Annotated in this window: 14 protein-coding genes; 10 read left to right on the top strand and 4 right to left on the bottom strand. The window is 42.8% G+C overall.

Features of this window, described 5'->3' with window-relative positions; genetic code table 11:
* Nucleotides 1-14 precede the first annotated feature (14 nt).
* Nucleotides 15-1721, top strand: a complete 1707-nt coding sequence (locus tag H1A14_RS21975; protein WP_194778466.1) for a GMC oxidoreductase — start codon at nucleotides 15-17, stop codon at nucleotides 1719-1721.
* Between the two features lie 3 nt (nucleotides 1722-1724).
* On the top strand, nucleotides 1725-2318 hold the full coding sequence (locus H1A14_RS21970; protein WP_194778465.1) for a gluconate 2-dehydrogenase subunit 3 family protein: 594 nt from the start codon (nucleotides 1725-1727) through the stop codon (nucleotides 2316-2318).
* 146 nt (nucleotides 2319-2464) lie between these two features.
* On the opposite strand, the gene H1A14_RS21965 is transcribed toward H1A14_RS21970, so the two are convergent.
* Nucleotides 2465-3100: a helix-turn-helix domain-containing protein gene (locus H1A14_RS21965; RefSeq protein WP_194778464.1), complete on the bottom strand. Its 636-nt coding sequence runs from the start codon at nucleotides 3098-3100 to the stop codon at nucleotides 2465-2467.
* A gap of 147 nt (nucleotides 3101-3247) precedes the next feature.
* Here H1A14_RS21965 and H1A14_RS21960 point away from each other — a divergent pair, with 147 nt between their 5' ends.
* From H1A14_RS21960 to H1A14_RS21925, 8 genes are all read left to right on the top strand, one after another.
* Nucleotides 3248-3637: a type III secretion system chaperone family protein gene (locus H1A14_RS21960; protein ID WP_194778463.1), complete on the top strand. Its 390-nt coding sequence runs from the start codon at nucleotides 3248-3250 to the stop codon at nucleotides 3635-3637.
* Between the two features lie 12 nt (nucleotides 3638-3649).
* Complete coding sequence (locus tag H1A14_RS21955) at nucleotides 3650-4342, top strand: PspA/IM30 family protein (RefSeq protein ID WP_194778462.1); 693 nt, start codon at nucleotides 3650-3652, stop codon at nucleotides 4340-4342.
* Between the two features lie 71 nt (nucleotides 4343-4413).
* On the top strand, nucleotides 4414-5040 hold the full coding sequence (locus H1A14_RS21950) for an OB-fold-containig protein (protein WP_194778461.1): 627 nt from the start codon (nucleotides 4414-4416) through the stop codon (nucleotides 5038-5040).
* Nucleotides 5041-5052: 12 nt separating this feature from the next.
* Nucleotides 5053-7080: a flotillin family protein gene (locus H1A14_RS21945; protein ID WP_228527919.1), complete on the top strand. Its 2028-nt coding sequence runs from the start codon at nucleotides 5053-5055 to the stop codon at nucleotides 7078-7080.
* Between the two features lie 172 nt (nucleotides 7081-7252).
* Nucleotides 7253-12100 (top strand): DNA repair ATPase, encoded by a 4848-nt coding sequence (locus H1A14_RS21940; RefSeq protein ID WP_194778460.1) that lies wholly within the window; start codon nucleotides 7253-7255, stop codon nucleotides 12098-12100.
* A gap of 134 nt (nucleotides 12101-12234) precedes the next feature.
* Complete coding sequence (locus H1A14_RS21935) at nucleotides 12235-12423, top strand: hypothetical protein (protein ID WP_194778459.1); 189 nt, start codon at nucleotides 12235-12237, stop codon at nucleotides 12421-12423.
* 96 nt (nucleotides 12424-12519) lie between these two features.
* A complete protein-coding gene (locus tag H1A14_RS21930; RefSeq protein ID WP_194778458.1) occupies nucleotides 12520-13488 on the top strand; it encodes a GlxA family transcriptional regulator in 969 nt (322 codons plus the stop codon).
* A 107-nt stretch (nucleotides 13489-13595) separates the two neighbouring features.
* Complete coding sequence (locus H1A14_RS21925; RefSeq protein ID WP_194778457.1) at nucleotides 13596-14708, top strand: AI-2E family transporter; 1113 nt, start codon at nucleotides 13596-13598, stop codon at nucleotides 14706-14708.
* A 51-nt stretch (nucleotides 14709-14759) separates the two neighbouring features.
* Here H1A14_RS21925 and H1A14_RS21920 read toward each other — a convergent pair whose 3' ends face one another.
* From H1A14_RS21920 to H1A14_RS21910, 3 genes are read right to left on the bottom strand one after another with little or no spacing between them, the layout of a single operon-like run.
* Entirely contained in the window at nucleotides 14760-17924 is a 3165-nt protein-coding gene (locus H1A14_RS21920) for an efflux RND transporter permease subunit (RefSeq protein ID WP_194778456.1), read from the bottom strand.
* Entirely contained in the window at nucleotides 17921-19072 is a 1152-nt protein-coding gene (locus H1A14_RS21915) for an efflux RND transporter periplasmic adaptor subunit (RefSeq protein WP_194778455.1), read from the bottom strand. Before H1A14_RS21915 ends, H1A14_RS21920 begins: the two co-directional genes overlap by 4 nt.
* 9 nt (nucleotides 19073-19081) lie before the next feature.
* The gene (locus H1A14_RS21910) at nucleotides 19082-20422 is read right to left on the bottom strand and encodes a TolC family protein (RefSeq protein ID WP_194778454.1); all 1341 of its coding nucleotides are present in this window, start codon (nucleotides 20420-20422) and stop codon (nucleotides 19082-19084) included.
* Nucleotides 20423-20670: the final 248 nt, after the last annotated feature.

Here is a 20670-nt window from a genome sequence, read left to right as displayed (position 1 = left end):
CCGGAAATAATTATATGGCAAATTTTAACATAGACGCAAAAAGTAACCAAACTTATGACGCCATAGTCATAGGTTCCGGCATCAGCGGTGGCTGGGCTGCTAAAGAGCTCTGCGAAAAAGGATTGAAAACCCTGGTCTTGGAAAGGGGCCGACTGGTAGAGCATGTAAAAGATTATCCAACCATGAACCTTGACCCATGGGACATGGAATTAAGAGGCTCAATCAGTCCTGAGCTGCAAGAAAAGCATTATAAAGGGATTCGGTCCGGTTTCATTGGAGAGACCAATGAGCATTTTCATGCCAATGACCAGGAAAATCCATATACAGAAGTCAAACCGTTTCTCTGGGTTAGGGCCCATCAGATGGGTGGCCGATCACTTTTGTGGGGAAAGCAGTGTTATCGATTATCAGACCTGGACTTTGAAGCCAATGCAAAGGATGGACATGGGGTGGACTGGCCGATCCGCTACAAGGACCTAGCACCCTGGTACACTTATGTGGAGAAATTTGCCGGAATCAGCGGCGAAGCCTTAGGGCTTCCTCACCTCCCTGACAGTCACTTCCTTCCCCCCATGGAGCTGAATTGTGTCGAAAAGGATATCAAAAACAGATTGGAAAAGGATTATCCGGGAAGACATTTGATCATTGGCAGAGCAGCCCACTTGACCGTACCGCTCAATGGCCGAGGCAAATGCCAATACAGAAACCGATGCGACAGAGGCTGTCCCTATGGGGCCTATTTCAGCAGCAATGCGGTCACCCTACCCGCTGCCAACGCTACAGGCAACCTAACCATCCGGCCGTTTTCCATTGTACAATCGATCATCTATGATGAATCAAAGGGAAAAGCCAAAGGAGTCAGGATCATAGATTCCGAAACCCATGAGGAAATAGAATATTATGCAAAAGTCGTCTTCTGCAATGCCTCAGCTTTGAGCAGTACGCAGATTCTGCTGAATTCCACCTCCAACCGGTTCCCGGAAGGTATGGGCAATGACTGTGGTGAATTGGGACATAACCTGATGGACCATACCTACCGCGTAGGGGCTATGGGTAAATTTGAGGGGTATGAAGACCAATATTACAGTGGAAGAAGGCCGAACGGCATTTATATTCCTCGGTATGTCAATTTGGATGAGCAAACCAAATCGGACAAGTTCCTTAGGGGATTTGGTTACCAAGGCGGTGCAGGCCGTGCAGGCTGGGGCGCAGGTGCCAATATGGATGATTTTGGAGCGGACTTTAAAGACCGGTTGATGAAGCCGGGCCCATGGGAATTTTTCATTACCGGATTTGCAGAATGCCTCCCTTATCATGACAACAAAGTTTCCCTAAACAAAGGCGTGCTGGACAAATGGGGACAGCCTACCCTTTCGATTGATGCGGAATTCAAGGAAAATGAAAAAGCCATGAACAAGCAGATCAGGGAAGATGCCAAAGAAATGCTGGAAAGAGCCGGGTTGAAAGACATTCTTGATTTTGACAACCAACATGAACCCGGATTTGGCATCCACGAAATGGGAACTGCACGCATGGGAAGAGATGCCAAAACTTCCGTGCTCAACGGAAACAATCAGGTGCATGGCTGCAAAAATGTGTATGTCACTGATGGGGCATGCATGACCTCATCATCTTGTGTCAACCCATCACTCACCTACATGGCACTTACAGCAAGGGCAGCTGACCATGCGGTTTCCGAATTGAAAAAAATGAATCTTTAAGCCATGAATAGAAGAAACGCATTAAGAAACACCTTGGTATTGGCTGGTTCTGCTATAGCTACTCCTACCCTGTTATCGCTACTGCAATCCTGCAACAAACAATCCAGGCTGGACTGGAAACCACTTTTCCTCAATGAAGAGCAAGCCCGATTTGTATCTGCATTTGTAGATACCTTACTTCCAAAAACCGACACCCCTGGCGCATTGGATGTGAAAACGGATATCTTTTTGGATGCGGTTTTTGCAAAAACCTACGATGGAAAAGCACAGGAAAAGGTGAAAAATGATATCGATCAGTTCAATGCAGCCATCAAAGCCGAGTTTGGAAAAGTATTTACCGACTTAAAAGAGGAAGACAAGATAAAGGCTTTGCAAAAAGCAGAAATGTCATCTCCAAAATTCAACGGGAAAGTTTGGGGAACCACAGTGGGAGAACAGCCACCGGTGGGTTTTTACCGCTCTTTGAAATCGATGGCTTTGTGGGCTTATTTCTCGTCGGAGGAAATAGGCAAAAACCATCTGAACTACGATCCCATTCCGGGAGAGTACAGGGGTTGTGTGCCTTTGGAAGAGATTGGTAATTCGTGGAGTCTTTGAAAAAAGCAGGTTCGAAACGAGCCTAAAGTTGATTGGTCAACCTTTTTTTATAGGTGATTAATGCTTTTCAAAACATGGCTTTCCCCATATAATTATTCCATGATATGTTAAAAAAATAGCAAACCTTGAAAATAACTATGCAAAAATTATTGGCTTTCTGTCCGTCGTTCTAATTCTATTATCCTTTTTTCAAGCTCTTGCAATTTATTTTCCAAGGATGATTTATCCGAATAAGGACTATAAAATCCGGTGATTTCATAAACATCGGAAATTTCCTCATTGGAATATTGTTCATCATCCAAGGTAATATGCTTTTCTTTGATAGCCTTTATTTTCCCAATCACATATCCACTAGCCAATTTCATTACTACCAGTTTTTCCTTTACAGGCTGTGCAGGCAGGGCAAATACGATGTCATTTGCTTGAAGGTAGTGATTTGCTTTTATTTGATAACTCGGAAACAAACAAATGTTTTCAGGAAATAAATGAGAGGATAGTTTAAGTTCCTCAAGTTTTACAGACTTTTCTTCCTGATTACCTAACAAATCAGGAAGATTAAATCCACTCAACTGATTGACGGTCACATTGCTGGAAAGTAGGATGTCTGTAGAGAGGTGGAAAACTTCAGCCGTTTTTAAAATGGTTTCGATTTTTGGTTCGGCTCTTCCCTCTTCATAAGAACTGATGACACCCCTGCTGACCTCTAGCATTTCAGCGAGTTGGGCCTGGGTAAGGCCTCTTACACTGCGGATTTTTTTGATGTTCTTTCCGTATTTTGACATGGCAGTAAAGATAAGTAATAAATATTGCAAATAAAATTAGCAAAAAATAGCTAATATTATTTGCATAACTAAAAAAAATATTTAATATTGTGAAACAGTCCATCTAAATATAGTTCATTTTTAAAAAAACACTTTAAAAAGTCAATTATGGATAAATATTTTAAAGTCGTAAAGGAATTTGCTTTGGAACTTGGGTCGGTAATTCAATATGAAAACGAGGCCGATAATTTATTGGTCATCGAGAACGAGGATATCGGGGTCAAGAACATGGTGATCGGGGTAGCCACCCCCATAGTAATCATTGAGCAGTACCTGTTTGATCTGAAAGATGAAGCCAACATCTACAAGCAGTTGCTGATCAAGAACAGGGACATTGTGCATGGGGCATTTGTATTGGATGAAACCGGCCGAAAGGTTATTTTCAGAAATACATTGCAAGCGGAGACCTTGGACCTCAAAGAATTGGAGAGCACCATCAATTCTCTGGGCCTATTGCTCTCTGAATATTCAAACGAAATATTGTCATTTTCAAAATAAACCGGTACAAACATGAACGTTTTAAGAAGATTATTCAAAATAGGACAAGCGGAAACCAATTCTGCCATTGACAAACTAGAAGACCCTATCAAAATGATTGAGCAGGGGCTTCGGGACATGAACGAAAACAAAGACAAAGCTGTGAAGGCTTTGGCTGAGGTGAAAGCCATGCACATTCGCAGGACAAAAGACCTCAATGAGCACCTCAATACCGAGACAGACCTACAGAATAAATCTGTGATCTTGTTGAAAAAAGCCCAACAAGGTGAAATCGACAGTGCTGAAGCGGACACTTTGGTCAAAGAAAACCTAAGAAGAAAGGCCAGCATCAGCCAAGAGATCGTGCTCATCAAAGAGGAAGTGAGCAATCTTGAAAAGCAGGTGGCCACACTGGAACAAAATGTGAACCGGATCAAAGCCGGCATCCACCAATGGGAAAATGAATTGGGCACTTTGAGGGCAAGAATCAAAGTCAGCAGTGCAACCCAAAAAATCAACAAGCAGATGACCAATATGGACAGCACAAGTGTAGTATCTATGCTTGAAAGAATGAAAAACAAGGTGGCTCAGGATGAAGCATTGGCTCAAGCTTATGGGGAAATGGCCCAAAGTAGCATCACCCATGAGGAAAAGCTCAAGAAAGCCTTGGAGGACTTATCGGTGGAGGATGAATTGGCACAGATGAAAAAGGACATGGGCCTTTAAATCCTGCCTCTCCCCTTTCTAATCAATCTCTTGTCAATTAAATGAAACAGGTAATGTTAGCATAAAAAGTTATGGAAAGACTCATCGAGATATCTTTTGCCCCTGCCAACTTCATCCTAACCCTATTGGCCATCATCATCCTAATTTATTGGTTGGTGATCATCTTTACTGGTTTTGATTTGGATTTGGCTGAGGCAGATGCGGACATCAACAATCCAGAAGTGGGGAGTGCAGATGGCCAGGGATTTTGGTCCGCTGTATTGGAATTCCTCTACATAGGTGAGTTGCCGATCATGTTCATCCTTTCCATTGTGATTTTCTGCATGTGGTTGATCAACGTCAATGTCACCGCCCTGTTGGGAATCTCAGATAGCCTGCTTGGATTTCTTGTCTATGTCCCCGGATTAGTCATCAGCATGTTGATTACCAAGGTAGTAGCAAGGCCATTTGTAAAGCTTTATGGGCACTTCAACCACAAGGGGGAGGAAGCCATTGATTTTATTGGAAAAACCGGTAAAGTAATCTCTCCTATGGGAAAGGAGAAAATCGGACAGGTAGAAATCAGCATTGAAAATGATGTGATAAGGATTTATGCCAAATCCATCGATGGGGATTTTATCCTGTTCAATGATACAGTCATCATTTTGGAGGAGTCTTCCGACAAAAAATATTTCTTAGCTCAAAAATATCAACTTTAAATCAATTAGACTATGATGGAATCTTTTTATGTGATAGCAGGAGTCAGTATAATCGTGCTATTGGGGCTATTCATGTGGCTCATTTCAATGTACAAAAAAGTAAGCCAGGGCCGGGTGTTGGTGCGAACGGGTCAGGGTGGTGTAAGGATATTCTTCAATGCCGGAATGGTAATTCCCATACTCCATAAAGAAGAAATCATGGATATTTCCGTCAAAAAACTGGAGATTTCAAGGATGACCAAAGATGGGTTGATCTGTAAAGACAACATGAGGGCTGACATCAAAGTGGCCTTTTTTGTAAGGGTCAACAAATCCGTGCAGGACATCATCAATGTAGCCCAGACCATAGGCTGTGCCAGGGCTTCTGACCATGAAACCTTGGAAAGCCTGTTTGAAGCCAAATTTTCTGAAGCACTGAAAAGTGTGGGTAAAAAATTCGAGTTCATAGAACTCTATGAAGCAAGAAGGGAATTTCGCGATGAAATCATCGATATCATCGGAACCGATCTCAACGGCTATGTTCTGGATGATTGTGCCATTGATTACCTGGAACAAACCAAAATCGAGAACCTGGATTCGGATAATATCCTGGATGCAGAAGGTATCAAGAAAATCACAGAACTGACCGCAGCGCAAAACATCAAAGCAAATCTCATCCGCAGAGACGAGGAAAAAATCATCAAAAAGCAAGATGTGGAAGCAAGAGAAGCCATTCTGGAACTTGAAAAACAGCTGAAAGAAAAAGAAGAGTCCCAGAGACGTGAAATTGAGACCATAAAAGCACGTGAACAAGCTGAAATCGATAAGGTGACGGTTCAGGAAAAACTCAAGTCAGAAGAAGTCCGAATCAGGACTGAGGAACAACTGGAAATCCAGGAAGAAAACAAACAGCGGCAAGTCATCATTGCGGCAAAGAACAAAGAACGGGCCGAGGCAGTAGAAACCGAAAGGGTCAAAAAAGACCGGGATATCGAAGCAACTGAAAGAGAAAGAGTGGTAGCTTTGGCTCAGATCGAAAAAGAAAAAGCAGTTGAAATCGAAAAGAAAAACATTCAGGATGCCATAAGAGAAAGGGTAGCCATGGAAAAAACCGTGGTAGAAGAGCAAGAGAAAATCAAGGATGTTGAAGCCCTTAAAGAAGCGAACAGGCAAAAAGATGTTGCATTGATTATTGCTTCCAAAGAAGCTGAGAAAAACCTGATTGAAGAAGTAAAAGCTGCTGAATCAAAAGAGAAATCAGCCAAACATGAAGCTGCCAAAATCATCATTGAGGCCAATGCGAAAAAAGATGCTGCAGACAAAGAGGCTGATGCCCGAAAAATCATCGCAGAAGCAAAAGCCAAGGAGGAAGCCACGCTCGGTATGTCAGAGGCTCAGGTGATGCATGCCAAGGCCGATGCCTTGGAAAGACAGGGAATGGTAGATGCCATAGTCATTGAGAAGATAGCGGAAGCGAAACGTAAAGAAGGTTTGGCAGAAGCTGAGGTGATCCAAGAAAAAGCCATCGCAGAAGCCAAAGGCATCAATGAAAAAGCCGGAGCCATGAAACAACTGAATGATGCCGGTAAGGAACACGAAGAATTCAGGCTAAAGCTTCAAAAAGAGAAGGATGTGGAATTGGCGCAAATCAGTATCCAAAAGGACATCGCAGATGCACAGGCCAAAGTGCTTGCAGAAGCATTTAAAACCGCGAAAATTGATATTGTGGGAGGAGACAACACCTTCTTCGACAACCTGATCAAGCAAATATCAACCGGAAAAGGAATCGACAAAATGGTGGAACACTCCCATACGGTTGCCCAGTTCAAAGATGCCTTTTTGGGTGAAAACGGCAAAGACGACACCCCAAATGATCTGGTGGAAAAAATCCGCAACATTGCCAATAAGTATGGGATAACGACTGAGGATTTGAAAAACCTATCCATTGCCGCTTTGATTGCTCAGATTCAAATGAAAGCCTCTGACCAGGACAAGGGCTTTTTGACCAACATGCTGAATTTAGCCAAAGGGATGGGAGTAGAAAACAGGAGGATCATGTAGGATCCTCCTTTTAATCCTTCAAAAACTTTAGTATGGATAATTTGCGGTTTTCTGCCCTGAATTTCACTAAGGTCAGCGGCTCTCAATTATCCACAGAAACCAAGCATGATCTTTAAGGGCATTTTATTGGTGACAATTTTTGACTTACGACCGAATTAGGATTTTACCGTATATGGACAGGAATATAGAAAAAGGTACCTACGAAATCATTCAAAACAGGCTCCAACAGCAGCGCCAAGAACTCATCGAGCAACTTCAAATCCTTAATCAGGACCGGCAGTTGATTTTTGGGGTGGTGGATTTCAAATTGTTGTCCAACATCAGAATCACGACCCAGCACAATTGCATGGCAAGGGACATTGTTTCGGTGGGAAGAATCTGCCTATTCGGGTATAACGTACGGTTAGGACTTAAAACGGTCCTAGAAGTGGACGATGTCTTCAATGTCTACAAATTTGACAACCATGAATTTCATCCGCTTCCTCTGGATATCATCAAAGACCAAACCTTTGCCGCAGAGCTTCAAAACCTTTACAAATTCTACAGAAACACCCAATTTTCCCGTTTTTTTGTTTCGGGAAATTTCCTGTACATGGTATTTCAATTGTCTGAGAGTCCTACAGATATCAAGGCTTTCAAGTGGTTGATCCAAAATGAAAAATTGCAGTACATTGATTCCCGGAGTGCTGCTGAAATCAAATTTCCCTTACAGCACGAATTTGAATGGTCCAGGGCCACCCGTGACATGCAGCGGGCTGGCAAAAACCCCCATATCTCTATCGTGGATAAGGTTTTTGTAGAAACCGTGAGTGGTAATCTAACCATTAAAGTGGAGGACAATACGGATGATGGTTTGGGTATTTATTCGGAAGAAGTCGAACAGAAAGACCAGTCACTCGATGATGCTGAAATTCATTTTTGTGACCTAGGCAATCTGGTTTTACTAAAAATCCGCCCTTATCTGGAAAGTGACAGGTATTTCATTTTTAATTCGAGGGTAAAAAACGTCATCCGCGTAGACACCCTCAAGGACGCAGGCATATTGTTGCCGGATCATCAGGGAATCATCCTGTCCAATGGATATTATTTACAGACCGGGGAATACAAGCTGTTTGACAGGAAAATTGAAGGGGTCAAATTCCTTAGAAAGGTGCAGTCTCCCAACGGCGAGGATTACCTTTTTATTTTTTATGAAGAGAAAAACCATGACTTTGTCATCCTCTCCTACAATGTAATCGAGCAAACCGTCAAAACACCCATATTTTGCAATGGCTATACCCTTTTTGCTGATGGAGAACTTTGCTATTTCAATACGGAAAAGGAACCGGGAACCCATCACCTCATCCAGATATGGCAAACACCCTATGCCAAAGAACTGCTCCCAAATGAAGCCTACAAGGACAAGGAGTTGTACAAGATTGGCAACAGGGATATTGTAAAAGCCATGGCGGAAATCCAGGAACTGGTGGTTTTGCTCAACAAGGAAGACAGTTACAACGGTCTTTATGAAGACCTCGAAAGGCGAAGCCAAAGCATTCTTGATGGTTACTTCTGGCTCAAAAACGGAAGCGCTGTTGGCCTGCAGCAGCCGCTTTCGCAGATCAAGGAAATCGCTGTTTCCGCCATCGACGAATTTGAAAAAGTCGTACAGATCAGACAAAATACAGCTAAATCGCTGCAAACCGTCAAAGAAAAAGTAGACAAAATTATCTTTGACACAAGAAGGGCCAATTTTGAGAGCCTGGATCAGTATGTCTCCCTGCTTTCACAAATGAGAAGCATCAGAGGAGAGATCATCGGGCTGAAAAACCTTAGGTACGTGGATTTAGATTTGGTTGAGGAGTTGGAAAAAAAAGTTGCCGAGCGGGCAGATGAGCTTGCTGAAGCCTGTGTACAGTTTTTGCTTCAGGATGATGCCTTGGATTTCTATCAATCCAGCATGGATACCTTGAAAGCATCAGTACAGAAGCTTACCAAAGTAATCGATGCCAGGGCTTTGGAACAGGAGTTTGACAACCTTTCCCGTCAACTGGAAATGTTGATTGACATTGTCAATAACCTCAAAGTAGAGGATACGGCTCATTCTACGCAGATCATAGAAAACATATCCTTGATTTTTGCCCAGCTCAATCAAGAAAGAGTCAACCTCAACACCCAAAGAAGACAATTGGGTCAGAAGGAGGCGAGGGCTGATTTTCAAGCTCAGATGACCTTGTTTGAACAATCCATCGTCAATTATCTTGACTTGGCTAACGAACCTGCCAAATGTGACGAATACCTGACCAAATTATCCATACATCTGGAGGAACTAGAGGGTAAGTTTGCTGATTTTGACGAGTTTGTGGAAAAAATCGGAGAAAAGAGGGAAGCCATCTATGCTGCCTTCGAATCCAAAAAGGTGAATCTTACAGAAGCCAGAAACCGAAGGACAAACTCCCTTTTCGCATCAGCGGAACGTATACTAAATGGGATCAAATCAAGGGCTGCCAGTTTTACCACCGAAGTAGAAATCAACGGATATTTTGCTGCAGACCTGATGGTGGATAAAGTCAGGGATGTAGCCAAACAGCTTCAGAAACTGGATGATTCAGCCAAGTCCGAAGATTTGCTCAATCAGATTCAGGTACTTCAGCAGGAAGCCATTAGAGCTCTGAAAGACAAAAATGAGCTGTTTGAAGATGGCAAAAACGTCATCAAATTGGGGGATTTTAGATTTGCTGTAAACAATCAGAAGCTCGATCTGACACTGGTAGTCAGAGACAGGAAATATCATTATCACCTGACCGGCACATCCTATTATGAAGCTGTAAATAAAGAGGAACTCAACCAACTTCAGGATGTATGGAATCAGGAATTGCCTTCTGAAAACAAAGAGGTGCACCGTTCAGAGTATTTGGCATGGAAAATTTTTGAGTCATTGGATAAGCGGCAAGCCCTCACAGATGCGTTGATCAAAAACCACATTGACCGTCATATCGCCAGCCATTACGGAGAAGGATATGTCAAAGGTGTCCACGACCATGATGCCTTAGTCCTTTTGAAAATATTGCTTGAAAAAGACAGAGACTTGGGATTGCTTCGTTTTGCCGCTCAGACAAGGGTTTTGGCCCAATTGTTTTGGCATTTCTGTGATCCGGAGGAAAAGATGTTCTTTAAAAAGCAATTTGTTTTTCTCAACCTGCTCAAACAAGCTTTTCCCCAAACCAAAGAACAAAAGCATCTCATCAAATTATTGGGTGAGAAAATTGAAAGCTTTTCCAAAAAGTATAAATTATTTGAACAAAGCGACCCCTTTCAATCCGCTTTGTATTTGTCAGAAGAACAGGTCACTGATGGCTTTGTCTGTGAAAAATCAGCTTTTGAACTCCATGAGGCGTTTAAAAAATCGCTGAAATCGAAAAATGCAGACCTGACCTTTCAAGATGCCCAGGATGAAATTACCTCCTACCCTGCTGAGGTATGGCATCTCTGCAGACAATGGGTCGAAACTTTTGCTGAAAATGATGGTGAAAATGTTTCAGAAGGAGTTTTGGATGAGTTAACCGTTTTGCTTATTACCCATAGTTCAAATCAACCTAACGTCTTATTTGTCAATGGATTGACCGAAGTTGAAAATCTCAAGGCTCCCATAGGCCAAGAGGAATCTAATGTTTACCTTTTTGACTACCATGACTTTGTCAAGAGATTAAACCAATTTACAACACATGCCAGGCCTCGCTTTTTGAAACTTCAAGAAATCAAACATCAGTTAATCGAAGAGAAAAAACAATCTTTAAGGTTGCATGAATTCCAAACGCAAGTCTTGACTTCGTTTGTGAGGAACAAACTGATCAATCAGGTCTATTTCAACATGATCGGGGCCAACTTCGCCAAGCAGCTTGGTGCTTATGGACTGGATAAGCGCACAGATCGTTCAGGAATGCTATTGCTGATTTCTCCCCCCGGGTATGGGAAAACAACCTTGATGGAATACGTGGCCGACCGGCTGGGGCTGATCTTTATGAAAATCAACGGACCTTCCATAGGGCATGAAATTACCTCTGTGGATCCTTCAGAAGCAAGAAATGCCGCCACACGTCAGGAATTACAAAAACTAAATCTGGCCTTTGAGATGAGTGACAATGTGATGCTTTATCTGGATGACATACAGCATTGCAATCCCGAGTTTTTGCAGAAATTCATCTCTCTGGCTGACGGTCAGCGCAAGATCGAAGGGGTATTCAACGGACAATCCAAGACCTATGATTTCAGAGGAAAGCGGTTCTGCGTAGTCATGGCAGGAAATCCCTACACAGAAAGCGGGGACAAATTCCAAATCCCGGACATGTTGTCCAACCGTGCCGATATTTACAACTTGGGTGATACCGCCTCCAATAGGAAAGAGTTATTTGAGCTGAGTTTGATCGAAAATGGATTGACCTCAAATCAAAATCTGAAATCCATGGCGCAGTTTGGTATGGAAAATTTATACAAACTGATTCAATTCATTGAAAACGGTGAAACTCAATTGCCTGATTTGGAAGGCAATCTTTCCGCTCAAGAGATAAAAGACTGCATCCGAGTTTTGCAAATGACCATCATGCTCAGGGATGTGCTTCTCATGGTCAACGCCCAATACATTGCTTCTGCTGCCATGTCTGATGACTACAGGACTGAACCTCCCTTTAAGCTGCAGGGTTCCTATCGGGACATGAACAAATTGATGGGCATGCTGGTCCCTATCCTCAATGATGAAGAAGTCATACAGTTGGTTTTGGACCATTATCAAAATGAGTCTCAAACCCTGACTTCAGACGCAGAATCCAACCTGTTGAAATTGGCGGAAATGATGGGAAGATTGGATCCTTCCATGCAAAAACGATGGGAAGCCATCAAAGAGGCCTTCGTTCGCAACAACCGGATCAGGGGATTAGGTGATCAGGACAGGATGTCTCAAGTCATCGGTCAGATGTCACTATTTGTAGAGGGTTTAGAGGGCATCAAAAAAGCCCTCACCAATCCTAAAAAAACAAAGGATTAACGCGCGCTTCAATATCAAACACGCCCTAAATAATCCAGTCACCCTTCAAATTGGATAACCCTGGCAACCCTGAAAGCCCCGAAAATTACTGGCAACATTTTTGACCCAATTTATCCACAACTAAAAACCAACCTATGAATCTCAAAAGAATTTTCGGCCCCCTCCTGACCGTAGCAGGCATAGGCGGATTAATTTATAGCGCCTATCTTTTTCTCAACAGTGAAAACAGTGACTGGAAAACCATCCTTGTCTTTTTTATTTTAGGTATTATTTTTTTCAGTTCAGGACTTGGATTGCTCAAAAGAACGGATGACAAAAGCTGATGGATAGGCCTTGACTTCCAAATAAAAAACATCCCAAGTGTAATTCCGACATCATTCAGGGTTGATTGCGACAGTCATAATTATTAACTTCCTGACATGAAGACTGTCTCCATTCTTGTACCTGAAAGGGCGGTTCCCGCCGCAGTGGTAGATCCTCAGTACATGTTTTCCGCCATCAATATGTTTCTGGAAAATATGGACCTTGAACCAGCCTTCAAGGTTCAATTGGTCGGGTTGCAGAAAGAAGTAATGGTCAACCATGGTTTGGTAAGCTTTCATCCTGATACTTTGCTGGATGAGGTTACCTCCACTGACTTGATCATCATACCCGCGATCTCTGGGGATATCAAGGAAGCCATTGCGCTTAATCAGGCATTTTATCCATGGATCTCAGCCCAATATTTGAAAGGTGCCGAAGTAGCAAGCCTCTGTATTGGTGCTTTTCTGTTGGCCTCGACCGGCTTACTCAACGGAAAAACCTGTTCTACCCACTGGCTCCATGCCCCCACTTTCAAAGAGATGTTTCCTGAAGTAAAGTTGGTGGACAACAGAATCATTTCAGAACAAAATGGCCTATACTCAAGTGGCGGGGCCAATGCCTATTGGAACCTTTTGCTCTATTTGGTGGAAAAACACACCCACAGAGAAATGGCCATCATGGCCTCCAAGTTTTTTCTCCTTGATATTGAACGTAACAGTCAATTGCCTTTCGCCCTATTCAAAGGGCAAAAAAATCATGGAGATGATTTAATTCTAGCCATTCAGGAATACCTGGAAAAATATTTTGACCAGAAATTTTCAGTGGAGGAACTGGCTGAACGGTTTGGAATTGGCAGAAGAACCCTAGAAAGGAGATTTAAAAAAGCAACGTCCAATTCACTGATTGAATACACGCAAAGGGTAAAGATAGAAGCAGCCAAACTCCAGTTGGAATCGGGGCAAAAGCAAGTCAATGAAGTCATGTATGCAGTAGGCTACAGTGATCCAAAAGCCTTTCGCGATGTATTTAAAAAATATGTGGACATGTCACCTGTAGATTATCGATACAGATTTAATAGGATTTAAAAGGTTTTTAAGATATATTATTTGGTGAAAATTATCATATTTTCAATATTATTTTGAATTAATCAATTATTTACCCCATTTTTACATAGAATTCTAATGACCAACCCATGCAACCCAATAAAATATTTACTCCCAATGGCATCTTAATCAATTTTACATTGCTTGTTGCGGGGCTGTTCTTTTTCATTTATGGTCTGGTCCTGGCTAAGGAATTTCTAGCTCCTCTGGTATTGGCTTTTATCCTTGCCATGTTGACCTTTCCTTTGGCCAACAAACTGGAGTCCAAAGGGATGAAACGGATTTGGACCAGTATCATCAATATTTTGATATTGTTGATTTTAGCCGGGCTTTTCTTTTTGGTCATCTCTTGGCAGATGAAAACCATTGTGGATGATTGGGATGACATAAAGGACACTATATTGCCAAAAATAGAAAAAGCAGAAGCCTACATCCTACAACATACGCCAATGGATGAAGGCGAACTGGAGGAATATAAATCAGATATGGGCGTTGGTGATGATGAAGAGGAATCAGAAGAAGAAGAAGAAGAAAACGGAGATAACGGAGAAAAAGGAGAACAGGCACTGTCGGTGATTGGAGGAGCCGCTGGATTTTTGACAGATTTCCTGATCACATTTGTTTATATCTTTTTCTTTATCCACTATCGAAACCGATTCAAGCAATTTATCCTGAAGCTTTTTGAAAAAGAAAAGCAAGATGAAGTTAGAAATATCATATCCAAATCTGCTGATGTGGTACAGCATTATCTGATTGGTAGACTGCTACTTATGATAGTTTTGGTGGTATTGTACGGTCTTGGACTGTGGATTTCAGGGGTAGAAAATTTCATCGTGGTCAGCATCATTGCGGCCATCCTTTCCTTGATTCCTTTTGTGGGTAATTTTTTTGGATACGTACTGGCCATGGCCATGGGAGTTTTTTCAGGAGGAGACATGTCCACTTTGATTGGTGTCACTGTTACGTTTTTATTTGTTCAATTCCTGGACAGCTATATCCTCCAACCCATCGTTTTGGGGGGAAAATTAAATGTACATCCCTTTTTTATTATCCTTTCTGTAATATTGGGCAATGCCATCTGGGGCATTGTGGGTATGATACTAGCTATTCCGATTTTTGCCATAGTAAGTGTGGTTTCTAGAAATGTTCCAGCTTTCGGAGCCTTTGGCTACTTATTCAGCAGTGACGAAGAGGAGTCCTGATTTAAACGGAATCCAAAAAGGGGTCAATGTCATGCAAATGATCAATTCAACTTATCCGGATGAATCGCTTTGATGTTTTAAGTCTTCCAATTCCTTTTTGCTGAAAGCCAACTTACTGATCAAAACAAAAAGCACAGGTACCAAAAAAATGGTCAACAGCGTGGCCGCAATCATCCCGCCGAAAACAGTCCATCCGATGGTTTGGCGGGCCAAAGCACCGGCACCACCTGCAAATGCCAAAGGCAAAATCCCCAAAATAAAAGCCATGGAAGTCATGATGATGGGACGCAAACGCAGGCTGGCAGCTTCTTTGACTGCTTCTGTAATATCCATGCCCCCATCTACCCTCTCTTTTGCATACTCTACAATTAAGATGGCATTTTTAGCAGCCAAGCCTATCAGTGTCAGCAAGCCTATCTGAGCGTATACATTGTTTTCCAATCGAGGAAACAACAGCAAAGTCAAAATAGCTCCGAAAGCTCCAGTAGGAACCGCCAACAAAACCGAAAAAGGGACAGACCAACTTTCATAAAGCGCAGTCAAACATAGAAAAACAAAGCATACGGAAAGCAGAAATACCAAAAGGGTACTCTGTCCAGTTTTTACTTCTTCCCGGGTAATTCCTGCAAAATCATACCCATATCCTGTTGGCAGGTTTCCGTCACCTACCTCTTCCAAGGCAGCAATACCTTCACCTGAACTGCGACCAGGAGCGGCCTCACCGTTGATAGTGGCTGACCTGAACAAGTTGAAATGATTGATTAAAGGGGCATTTTCTATCAATTCCACCTCCGTCAGAGCACTCATGGGTGTCAATCCCCCAGCGGCATTTCTAAGAAAAAACTGGTTGAGTCCCTCTGGATCTTCTCGATAAACACTGTCTGCTTGCACCACCACCCTAAAATTTCTTCCATAGAGGATAAAATCGTTTACATAAAAACTCCCCAGGTAGGATTGAAGGGTCTGATAGGCTTCCCCGATGTTGATGCCCTGCCGGGCAGTCTGTTCCCTATTTAACTTTACGCGATAAGCCGGAGTACTGGCACTGAAAAATGAAAAAGCATTCCCTATGCTTTCATGCTTGTTCAATTCCTCCACAAAGGTTTCCAGATTGGATTCAAAGTCTTTGATGTTACCTGTTCCATCCAGCTCCTGAAAGACAAAGGTAAAGCCAGAGGTGCTACCCAATCCAGGAATAGCAGGTGGAGCAATGATAACTACTTCAGCTTCTGGCAATTCCCTTGCCAGAAGGTCTTCCAGTCTTTTTTGAATCTCAAAAGCCCCTTGCCCTTTACCTTTCCTTTCTCCCCAAGGAGTCAATTGGGTGAACACTGTACCACTGTTTGATTTAACAGCAAAATTTACTGCGTTCAGACCGGTAACCGCCGAATAATGAAGGACTTCTTCCTGCTGATCCAAGATGTCCATCAACTTGGTGATGGTCGCCAAGGTTCGGTTGGTGGAAGCCCCTTCGGGCAATTCAAAAGTTACAAATAACCTTCCTTCATCTTCTGTGGGTATGAATCCAGTGGGCTTTTGCTGGAACATCAGAAAGGTAGCCAAGATAAGCAGTCCCAAGCCTATCAGGATGTATTTAGACCTTTCCAGACTCCACATGACCTTTCGGTTATAACTTTTGGACAATCTTTCAAAAAAGCGATTGAACAAATAGAAAAAACGATTCAATCCTTTAGATTTTTTGTCTATGTTGCTGGGTTTGAGCAAGAGAGAACACAATGCAGGGGTAAGGGAAAGGGCAACAAATCCGGAGATCAATCCTGAAACAGCGATAGCCATGGCAAACTGTTGATACAGCCTGCCAAGTATGCCAGGTATAAAACCCACCGGCAAAAACACCGAAGCCACAATCAGGGACATGGCGATAACCGGTCCCGAAATCTGCTTCATGGCCTCAGATACCGCTTCTTTGGCGGATACTTTTTTCTCTTCCATAATGGCCATAGTGGCTTCCACCACCACAATCGCATCATCTACCACAATGCCAATGGCCAATACAAAACCAAATAAAGTAAGTGTATTGATCGTGAAACCTAAAGGAATAAACAGCGCAAAGGTGCCAATGATCGAAACAGGAATGATCAATATAGGGATCAGGGTGGCTCGCCAGTTTTGAAGAAAAAGAAATACAACCAAAAGAACCAATCCCAGGGCAATGAGCAAAGTTTTTACCACCTCAGAAATGGATTCAGAAACCACAGAGGCCGATTCAAAAGGTACAATGTAATCCAAGTCATTAGGGAAGCTTTGTTTCAATCTTTCCATTGTTTCCCTGATTCCCTCCTCAGTTTCCAGTATATTGCTTTCTGGAGTTTGGTAGACGAGCAGGTAGGCAGCTGGAAAGCCGTCTGTAAAATTATTGGTAGAATAATCAAATCTTCCCAACTCCACCCTTGCCACATCTTTGAGATAGACCAAGGCATTGTTGTCCTCATTCCGCTTAAGAATCACCTGCTCAAATTCTGCTGCGGTTTCAAGGCGTCCATTGGTAAATACGGTATACTCAAAGGCCTGATAGTCTGTTTGCGGGGGAGCTCCTATCCTACCTGCTGCCACTTGGATATTTTGTTCCCTTAAGGCATTGATTACGTCATTGGCGGTCAGATTAAGTTGGGATAGCCGGTCAGGTTTTAACCATATCCTCATACTAAAATCCTCTGCTCTTGCAAATATGTCTCCTACCCCAGGAACCCGCAACAACTCATCCTTTACAAAAATGTTGGTGTAGTTATTAAGAAAGTCTATGCCATGGGTACCTTCAGGAGAAAATATGGATACAATCAAAAGAATACTGGGATTACGTTTCCTTACTACCACACCCAGCCTTCTTACTTCCTCGGGTAGAAGCGGTTCTGCCACGCTGATCCTGTTTTGGACTTCTACAGCCGCTACATCGACGTCGGTACCCACTTCGAAAGTGATGTTCATCGTCATCCTACCTTCACTGCTGGCGATGCTCTCGATGTAGGCCATACCAGGAGTGCCATTGATTTCTTTTTCCAGTTGAGTAATTACCGTTTCCTCGATGGTTTCAGCATCTGCTCCGGTGTAGATGGCTGTGACCTGAATGACCGGCGGAGTAATGTTGGGATATTGGGACACAGGAAGACTAACTATAGCCAAAATCCCAAAAAGCAGGATAAAAACCGATAAAACAATGGCAGTATTGGGGCGCTTGATAAAGGTATCCGCTATCATGGAGACACCTCCTGGTTTAATACCTTGATTTTATCCCCTGAACCTACTTTTTGAATGCCTTTGACAACGATTTCCTGTCCTTCTTTTAACCCCTCCAAAACAACCAAATACCCTCCTTTGCTTTTTCCTGGTTTGATTTTGACTTCCTTGGCCTCTTCTCCCTCTACCACATACACATAAAATTCTCCCATCTGTTCCTGAACGGCTGCCTGGGGAACCAACAATACCGTCTCCGATTTTTCATCCAGAACCTTAAGCGTGGAGCTCAATCCGGGACGGAGCATGTTGTCCGGATTGGGAAATCGCAACCTTACCTGAAAAGTCCCTGTGTTTCGGTCCACTGCCCGATCCAAAGTTTCTATTTTTCCCGTAAAAGGATATGCCCTATTTCCTGGTAAGAGCAGTTGAAAAATGGAGTCTACTTCAACATTTTCATTCCTGAACAGCTCTTGAAAAGTCCAAAGGTGCTGCTCCTCAGGAAAAAAATCTACTCCGATAGGATCATCTTTGGATATGGTGTTCAACAATGTCTCACCGGGACTGACCAAAGTCCCGATCCTGACTTGCGAGAAACCGACTGTTCCGTCAAATGGTGCTCTTATACTAGCATAATCCAGATCAATTCTTGCATTCTCCAAATCAGATTTGGCCGAATTTAAAGTTTCTTGAGCATTGCGAAGATCTACCAAGGCATTGTCAAGTATCTGAGTAGCAATGGCATCTTCCTCTTTCAACTTCTGGTACCGATTCACATCCATGCTTACCCTATCATAATTGGCTTCTGCAATGGCTACAGCCGATTCTGCCTGTTGCTTTCTGGCCAGGTAGCGGGTTTGGTCTATGGTATACATCAAGGTACCCTTTTTCACCTGTTGCCCTTCTTCAATGTGGATTCGGGTCACGTACCCGACCACATCGGCCCGCAGGTCCACCTCTTCCAATGCCACCACAGCAGCAGGGTAGGTTCTGGAAAACCTTACCTGCTCTTCCTTGACCAAAGTACTTGTCACCTCCGTGTATGTTTGCTCCTCCTCTTTTTCACCGCAGGAAAAAGAAAAAAGCAAAACCAAACAAAAAAATTTGGCCCAAGCCATATTTATGTACCTAGGATAAATAGTAAAGAAATTGATTTTCAAAGGGTTTTTCATAGCTGGCATTTAATATCCGGTATCAATCAAGCCTCTTGCCCTAAGTAGATCCATTCTGCTGGCCATCAGTCTGAAAAGGGCATTGAAATAGTTGATTCGGGCGGTTTGCAAATCAGTTTCAGCTTGGATCACCTCTAGAAAATTTTTGATGCCTTGTTCATATTGTAAGCTGACGGTTTGGTAGATTTCCCCTGCCAACTCCCTATTCCCCTCCAGGATCATCAACTGGTAAAGGTTTGTTTTGTAATTGCTGAGGGCTTCCTGATGCTCTCGATCCACCTGAAGTTGTATGTTGTCCATTTCAAGCTCCAATTGTTGAAGCTCCAAAGATGCTGCCCGAATGTCGTGGTTTCTTTTTCCGCCTTGAAAAATGGGAAAATTGAACCTCATTCCTATCAAAGAATTAGGGAAAGTTCGGTTAAACAATTCAGCGCCAACCGGTGTCTGGTAAAGCAGGTTGTAATTGAAAAATGCAGAAAACTCCGGAATGTACATTCTCCGGTAATAACTCAGGCCGGCATCTTGAAGGGATTGCTGCGTCTGGACCAGCACTACCTCTGGTCTGTTGCGGTAAGCCACATTCTCAAGCGTATCCAAGTAGACATTTTCTAACATCCTGTCAAGGTCATACTCCAGGACAAGCTGTTCTTCCTTCGGCAGTCCACTCAATTCTTTGAGCATGGCCATTCGCACCTGATAGGCTTCTCTGGCTTGGTAAAGGGCTGATTTGGTATTCTGAACGGTGATGGTAGCTCTTTTATAATCAATATTGTCTGCGATTCCGGCCCGGTAGAGGGCCATGGCATCTTTCAGTTGCCTCTCCTGCCGCTGAAGGTCCTCTTCCCTGATTTTGATTTCTTCCTGACTGAGCAATACGTCATAAAATGCCTTACTCACATCAACCTTTAAATCCACCAAATAAATTTCCAAATTTTGGTCTGCTTCCTTTCTACGTAGGTTGGCCTGGTCTTTAGCCAAAAACAACGAGTTGTTGAACAAAGGCTGGTCAACGGTAAAATTCACATTAGAATTATAAGGAACACCAGTCCTAACTTCCTGAAATTGTCCGGAAGTCGGATCATCGAAATCGGGAAAAATAGCCACCGGTTGCTCAAAATACCGGAATAAATCAGCAAAAACTCCCACCTGTGGCCACCAGCCGGATAAGTCCGACTTCACATTGGCATCGGTTATTTCTCTGGCCAATTGGCCCTGCCTTGCTCCGGGTTGATTCTCAAAAGCAAAAGAAATGATCTCTTCCAAGGTGGCTTTTCGGGTTTGAGCATGCAGATTTTGAAGGATGGATCCAAAAAGAATCATAAAGATGACGAGGCTCAACTTTTGCAACATAAGGTGGGTTGATGGCTTTCAGACCAAAAATTAATCACTTTTCCTGTAAATAATTCGATTTTTATAACTTTTCATACCGGAAATTGTTTCGTTCAATGTCAAAAGCTCATCACAAATCCTGGATTTCATTTACGGAAATTCATAAATTCACCTTGGTTTTTATATTGCTAAAGGCTTAAGCTTTTGGCAGTTCTTGCTCACCCCAATATTTTTTCCGTACATAAATTCAGTGGATTTGACAAAACAAA

Origin of the sequence: Pararhodonellum marinum (assembly GCF_015354735.1) — a bacterium.
GTDB lineage: Bacteria > Bacteroidota > Bacteroidia > Cytophagales > Cyclobacteriaceae > Pararhodonellum > Pararhodonellum marinum.
This window is presented reverse-complemented; position numbering and strand designations above follow the sequence as displayed.

What these genes read in the sequence shown, in the direction of transcription:
- H1A14_RS21925 (WP_194778457.1), top strand. Translation starts at nt 13,596, where the DNA reads ATGCAACCCAATAAAATATTTACTCCCAATGGCATCTTAATCAATTTT.
- H1A14_RS21915 (WP_194778455.1), bottom strand. Translation starts at nt 19,072, where the DNA reads ATGAAAAACCCTTTGAAAATCAATTTCTTTACTATTTATCCTAGGTAC.
- H1A14_RS21920 (WP_194778456.1), bottom strand. Translation starts at nt 17,924, where the DNA reads ATGATAGCGGATACCTTTATCAAGCGCCCCAATACTGCCATTGTTTTA.
- H1A14_RS21955 (WP_194778462.1), top strand. Translation starts at nt 3,650, where the DNA reads ATGAACGTTTTAAGAAGATTATTCAAAATAGGACAAGCGGAAACCAAT.
- H1A14_RS21965 (WP_194778464.1), bottom strand. Translation starts at nt 3,100, where the DNA reads ATGTCAAAATACGGAAAGAACATCAAAAAAATCCGCAGTGTAAGAGGC.
- H1A14_RS21975 (WP_194778466.1), top strand. Translation starts at nt 15, where the DNA reads ATGGCAAATTTTAACATAGACGCAAAAAGTAACCAAACTTATGACGCC.
- H1A14_RS21930 (WP_194778458.1), top strand. Translation starts at nt 12,520, where the DNA reads ATGAAGACTGTCTCCATTCTTGTACCTGAAAGGGCGGTTCCCGCCGCA.
- H1A14_RS21940 (WP_194778460.1), top strand. Translation starts at nt 7,253, where the DNA reads ATGGACAGGAATATAGAAAAAGGTACCTACGAAATCATTCAAAACAGG.
- H1A14_RS21950 (WP_194778461.1), top strand. Translation starts at nt 4,414, where the DNA reads ATGGAAAGACTCATCGAGATATCTTTTGCCCCTGCCAACTTCATCCTA.
- H1A14_RS21970 (WP_194778465.1), top strand. Translation starts at nt 1,725, where the DNA reads ATGAATAGAAGAAACGCATTAAGAAACACCTTGGTATTGGCTGGTTCT.
- H1A14_RS21960 (WP_194778463.1), top strand. Translation starts at nt 3,248, where the DNA reads ATGGATAAATATTTTAAAGTCGTAAAGGAATTTGCTTTGGAACTTGGG.
- H1A14_RS21910 (WP_194778454.1), bottom strand. Translation starts at nt 20,422, where the DNA reads ATGTTGCAAAAGTTGAGCCTCGTCATCTTTATGATTCTTTTTGGATCC.
- H1A14_RS21945 (WP_228527919.1), top strand. Translation starts at nt 5,053, where the DNA reads ATGATGGAATCTTTTTATGTGATAGCAGGAGTCAGTATAATCGTGCTA.
- H1A14_RS21935 (WP_194778459.1), top strand. Translation starts at nt 12,235, where the DNA reads ATGAATCTCAAAAGAATTTTCGGCCCCCTCCTGACCGTAGCAGGCATA.